The 4,976-nt window shown below is 58.0% G+C and carries 7 protein-coding genes; 3 read left to right on the top strand and 4 right to left on the bottom strand.

Annotation, left to right across the window (positions count from 1 at the left end):
• A partial coding sequence (gene xylB / locus P0D80_RS48575) for a xylulokinase (RefSeq protein WP_408183475.1) occupies positions 1-1,254 on the top strand: 1,254 nt, incomplete at its 5' end.
• A gap of 85 nt (positions 1,255-1,339) precedes the next feature.
• Here xylB and P0D80_RS48580 read toward each other — a convergent pair.
• Positions 1,340-1,684 carry a hypothetical protein gene (locus P0D80_RS48580; RefSeq protein WP_408183476.1) on the bottom strand — a complete coding sequence of 115 codons (345 nt, stop codon included), beginning with the start codon at positions 1,682-1,684 and terminating at the stop codon, positions 1,340-1,342.
• 294 nt (positions 1,685-1,978) lie between these two features.
• Here P0D80_RS48580 and P0D80_RS48585 point away from each other — a divergent pair, with 294 nt between their 5' ends.
• Positions 1,979-2,332 carry a DUF2442 domain-containing protein gene (locus P0D80_RS48585; protein WP_408295478.1) on the top strand — a complete coding sequence of 118 codons (354 nt, stop codon included), beginning with the start codon at positions 1,979-1,981 and terminating at the stop codon, positions 2,330-2,332.
• Between the two features lie 191 nt (positions 2,333-2,523).
• Here P0D80_RS48585 and P0D80_RS48590 read toward each other — a convergent pair whose 3' ends face one another.
• Positions 2,524-2,733, bottom strand: a complete 210-nt coding sequence (locus P0D80_RS48590) for a hypothetical protein (protein WP_408183478.1) — start codon at positions 2,731-2,733, stop codon at positions 2,524-2,526.
• A gap of 545 nt (positions 2,734-3,278) precedes the next feature.
• On the opposite strand from P0D80_RS48590, the gene P0D80_RS48595 reads away from it, so the two are divergent.
• Positions 3,279-3,836, top strand: coding sequence for a Uma2 family endonuclease (locus tag P0D80_RS48595; protein WP_408295481.1), 558 nt, complete (start codon positions 3,279-3,281; stop codon positions 3,834-3,836).
• Between the two features lie 240 nt (positions 3,837-4,076).
• On the opposite strand, the gene P0D80_RS48600 is transcribed toward P0D80_RS48595, so the two are convergent.
• Together P0D80_RS48600 and P0D80_RS48605 are read right to left on the bottom strand one after the other, a co-directional pair.
• Positions 4,077-4,502: a VOC family protein gene (locus P0D80_RS48600; protein WP_408295484.1), complete on the bottom strand. Its 426-nt coding sequence runs from the start codon at positions 4,500-4,502 to the stop codon at positions 4,077-4,079.
• A 126-nt stretch (positions 4,503-4,628) separates the two neighbouring features.
• A complete protein-coding gene (locus P0D80_RS48605) occupies positions 4,629-4,850 on the bottom strand; it encodes a response regulator (protein ID WP_408295487.1) in 222 nt (73 codons plus the stop codon).
• Positions 4,851-4,976: the final 126 nt, after the last annotated feature.

Genomic DNA, 4,976 nt, shown 5'->3' on the forward strand with positions numbered 1-4,976 from the left:
CAGGCCATTGGTCTCTCTGGTCAAATGCACGGTGCCGTTCTCCTTGACGCCAATGACCGGCCGCTGCGCCCAGCGATATTGTGGAACGATATGCGCAGCGTCAGCGAATGCACTGAACTCACGGCCCGCGCACCAGGGCTGCATGAAATCGCAGGCAATTGCGCCATGCCAGGGCTCACGGCACCAAAGTTATTATGGGTTGCACGACACGAGCCGGAGCACTTCCGGAAACTGGCGTGCGTCCTGCTGCCGAAGGACTATCTACGTCTGCGTTTGACCGGCTTAAAGCTCACGGACCCATCCGATGCGTCAGGAACCCTTTGGCTCGACGTCGGGCGTCGCGAGTGGTCCGACGTTCTTTTGCAAGCCTGTGACATGACGCGAAAGCAGGTGCCACTGATTGAAGAAGGGAGCCGGGCAGCCGGCGTCGTGCGTCGCAGTATTGCTAGTGAGCTTGGCCTGCCCGCAAATGTGATTGTTGCGGCTGGTGGGGGCGACACGGCGACAAGCGCGCTGGGCGTCGGCGCTGCAGAATCCGGGGATGGATTTCTGTCTCTCGGGACCTCGGGAGTGCTGTCCGTTGTCACCGGGCAGTTTCGGCCGAGCCCGCACCTAGGTGTACACGCGCTCTGCCACTCGATTCCGAACCGGTGGCACCGAACGAGCGTCGTGCTGTCAGCGGCTAGCTGCGTTCGTTGGCTGTGCAACCTCACTTCTGCCGACGAAGCATGTTTGCTAGGTGAGGTCGAGAGTGTCAGTGCGAACCGCCGCGCCAAAGCTCCATTGTTCTTGCCATATCTTTCCGGTGAACGAACACCCCACAATGACCCTTACGCCCAAGGCGTGTTTTGTGGACTTGCTGATTCGACCGACCGCGCCACGCTTGCCTATTCGGTTCTTGAGGGCGTCACGTTTGCTTTGTCGGATGGCCTCGATGCCCTGCGTGCGGATGGCACCCGCGAAACCTCGCTGAGTCTCATCGGTGGCGGTGCACGCAGTACGTTCTGGACGCAGTTGATTGCTGACGCGTTTGGGGTACCGGTACGCCGGCCGCCCGATACACAGTGCATCGCTGCGCTCGGAGCCGCACGTCTCGGCTGGTTAGCGGTTGGCGGCGACTTCGCGGCAGTCGTCTGTACCCCGTCGCTCTCGCAGGAATTCTTTCCTGACGATGAGCGGCATTCGATACTTGTGGAACGGCTAGCGTCGTTCCGAAATCTGTACAGGCAACTGCGGCCGCTTTTCCCAACTTGATATGTAGAGATTTCGGAGCGGAGCAGCGCAGTCGCTGTTGCCCGCGACATGAAAGCAGTTGCTACGGGCGTGAGCTCGAACCTGTTCAGAGCGCGTCCTGGCAAAGCGCCATCATCCTCTGGACCATTGTGCTTGATTCGTTGAGTTCCATCTCGCTGGTGAAGAGGGCGTTCACGCTGGACAGCCGGACTGCGACGCCTGCCTCCAGCAAGTCCTTGCTGGCAATCTTCAGAGCGAGTTGACCGATGCGGACCCTGTCCAGCCAGTCCATCTTCAGCCTATTTTTCTTGAGCCATCGACGGCAGCACTCAACAATATGGTCCACTCGCCATTCGTTGGTCAGCGCGTAGGAAGCAGCTGCAATCGCCACCAGTAAACATAGCAAGTCGGGCCGCGCGCTTGCGCGCTCGTCAAATTCAGGTTTGGTCATGTCTATCGGCTTGCTCGCAGCAGTTAAGCAAGCCCAGCACATGTGGGCGAAGACACGCGAATCAACAGGGTCATCATTCGACCCTTTTTTAAGGGCGCCGGCATGATTGCAAGGACCTGGTCGGAACAGCGATAAAGGGGGCTATTGCCGCGCGGCAACTGCCTTCGCACTTTCAGCAACGGGCGCAAGGTGCGTTGACGAGTTCCTCGTCCCGTCGACCTTTCAGCAACGGCTGGACATGGATACCAGTTCGCGCGGAAGTTAGCGCAATGGGTACTGGGCCGCGACATGGTCTTGAAAAATGAAGAGCTGAATCACTTTGGTCGCGGCGCCGCGTTCCGGCATTCTTCCTTGTTTGGCGTCTCGCGGCGACCTATCTTTAAGTTGCTTCTCATCAAGGAGACGGCCATGGACAGCGGGGCGGTAAGCGTGCATTTCGACAGCGGACACCTGTTTCTCGACCTGTCCGACGGCCAGGCCGTTGAATTTCCGTTGGGCTGGTTTCCTGCGCTGCAGGCAGCCACAACAGCGGAGCGAGGGTGTTTTGCCATCTCTTTGGACCGCCAGCAGTTGTACTGGCCGGAACTGCATGAAGAGATGGACGTCACCGCATTGCTGCAGTCCTTGCCAGACCGTACACGGCACTAGGCCTGCCTGGTTCCTCTCGGGCGTTCGACGTTTTTCGTCGAACATGGCGTTACGATTTTTGCGCTTTCGACTTGCCGGTTTGTTTTTTCGGCGGTGCGATGTCGGCGTTCCAGTTCAGCTTCCACAACACTCAACGCCTGCTGGTTCCAGTGTCGACCTAGGAACGAGTCCTACGACCAGGACGGCGCGTGCTATGGCGACTCGATTGCGTCGAGACGCGCCTGGGCCGTCTCATCAGGATGCTGACGCTGATACGCCTCGAACACATGTGAGCAAAGTTGCGCCAATGCAGCAAGATGTACCGCCTGGTCGGCATGCTCTACCTCACCCGCGTTCAGCAAGTCGTCGAGTACAGGAGCGAGACGGCGCAGTTGCCGGAAAGTGGCGTCGTCAAGTTTCATGTTGGGTTTCCTATCTTCGGCCGATACGGCACATGCGGTACAAAGCTGGCTCGCAGCTTTCCTTAAGCCCCTGTCACTGGAGGAAGACGGTGGCCCACCGACTTTTTGAAGTCTATGCCTGGAGGGCATGCATCACATCCCGCGCAGGCCAGATAGCGGCGGCGCGTGCATCCAGGCACGTCCACCAGTTCTGGTACGCCCCACCGCAACCATTTGCCAGCGGGCGCGGAGTGTTCGAGCTGCACCGTGGCGCTCGATGCTTTGTTTGCAATCGTAAAGCATCAAAACGAGACGCGCGAATTACAGTCTACGCTCCCGTCGCTGCACTGCACAATAAATCTCAGAATCTAGGTGAATATCGGGCCTCGATTGCCCGCAATATACGGCATGAAGCGTACCGAACAACACTGCCAGTGCGGAAAATCGCATGCCGAGAGCCTCGTTACTACGGTTGGATTTCTGCGACGCACAATAACAAACTAATTGTCAAATCGTCCGGGGAGGGTTTACGCTTAAGCCACTTCCCCGCGAGATGACTCTGGACTATGGCCACGCCTGCTTTTCTGGACCGTGACGAACTGCTCGCCGCCTGGTGTCGCGTCACTCCGAATACAGAATTTGTCGAGCGTTACCGGTATGAACTGGACGAACTCGGCGAGGCTGTTCTGAATCCTTCCCCGTCGGCCAGGCGCCAGATAGTGCTAACAGATGTCTACTGTCACCTCACCGAACACATGGGTCATGGCGCAGCAATGTCGGTGGCCATTTCGACCCGGTCATTTGGCATCAGGGTCCCGGACGTCGTGTGGATGCCGTGTGACAAGTGGGAAGGCTTCGACCGCGACGACCCAGTGCCGTTTGTGCCCGACCTCTGCGTTGAAGTGCTTCTCGATAGCGACAGGGTGCGGGAGATCGACCGCCGGATAGCAAGCTATCTGCAGGGCGGCGCGAGTGAGGTAATCGTTGTGAACCACTTTGGACGGGTTGAATTCTGGGGCGCAAGAGGCCGGCGACCAACTTCAATTTTCGGGATAACACTCCCGCTTGACCGCATGTATTTCGAAGAAAGTGACGTGTCGACTATTCTGAGCGTTCGTTGTTGAGAGCCTAGCATTCAAATGAGGTCCAGGCAGGGCGAGCGTCACCAGCGGTTCATCATGGCGACTCGTTCGCTTGAATACTTCGCGCAACGCTCGTTCGCCAAAGCCGTCGAGCAGGCGGTCGTCATTCATGTAGCGCACTGCGCAGGGGCTTAGAAATGGAGACATCCCCGGATGTTCCTGCTCTGGCTCCCCAAGCTGCCAACGCGGTCTGCGGCTAGCAAACCACCGGTCCCATTACGCTCACGGGTGCCGCATCGACGGAGTAATTGTTAGGCCAACCAGCAATCCTTCCGGAGAAAGAAATCGTGTGACCGTCTGACCCCACGGTTCCATCTTGTTCTTGATGAGAATTCGATCGCCTCGCGATTCCAGTTCCGCAGTTGCTCCTTCGACATCCTCGACATCGAATTCGAGCCATGCCTGGGGAACGGGCGTGTCGTCCGGCCAGGAATCTTTGCCAAAGCAGGACTGTGCCGCCTGCTCAAGCGGCCATAAGGCAAAACTCTGAACTCCTTTCAGAGCCTCGGTATGCAGGTAACCGCCCGACTCCTCCTTGAATGAGATATTGAACGTCTCCCCGTACAAGTTCCGGCCCGCGATTTTATCGCGGACGATTGGTCCAAACCCGGCAACGAACAGGATTTTGATACGCTCAAACTCTTGCATGTGAACTCCTCCTTTCGCTGCAGATGGGGCAGGTAGTGGGGTGTGTTTCTACCCGTTCAGGTCGACGTCCCCCTGGTTCAGCCGATTTCTCGTAGCCCTGAACTCATGACCAAGGGCCCACCGACCTTAGACAATGCCCCGCAACTTGCCATCGGTACGATTCACCAGGATGTACTGCAGCTTGTCGAGAGAAAGTGGCTTGGTCAGATGGAAATCGAAACCGGCCGCCAGTGTCCTCGACTTGTCGGAATCGGAGGCATAGCCCGTGAGCGCTACGAGCACGACGCCGTCGAATGCGCGATTCAGGCGAACGGTTCGTGCAACTTCGAAGCCGTCCATTTCCGGCATGCCCACATCGATGATTGCAACCTGGGGGGCATTTCAGACATCAGCCGTATGGCGCCGCGCCCGTTGTCCGACGTTGTTACTTCGTGACCTTCAAGCTCGAGCAAAACGCTCAGCGCCCTGAGCGCA

Source organism: Paraburkholderia sp. RL17-373-BIF-A, from assembly GCF_046030175.1.
Taxonomy (GTDB): domain Bacteria; phylum Pseudomonadota; class Gammaproteobacteria; order Burkholderiales; family Burkholderiaceae; genus Paraburkholderia.

Bases quoted from the DNA above. Each gene is read 5' to 3' on its own strand.
- P0D80_RS48580 (WP_408183476.1), bottom strand. From the start codon at position 1,684: ATGACCAAACCTGAATTTGACGAGCGCGCAAGCGCGCGGCCCGACTTG.
- P0D80_RS48590 (WP_408183478.1), bottom strand. From the start codon at position 2,733: ATGAAACTTGACGACGCCACTTTCCGGCAACTGCGCCGTCTCGCTCCT.
- P0D80_RS48595 (WP_408295481.1), top strand. From the start codon at position 3,279: ATGGCCACGCCTGCTTTTCTGGACCGTGACGAACTGCTCGCCGCCTGG.
- P0D80_RS48600 (WP_408295484.1), bottom strand. From the start codon at position 4,502: ATGCAAGAGTTTGAGCGTATCAAAATCCTGTTCGTTGCCGGGTTTGGA.
- P0D80_RS48605 (WP_408295487.1), bottom strand. From the start codon at position 4,850: ATGCCGGAAATGGACGGCTTCGAAGTTGCACGAACCGTTCGCCTGAAT.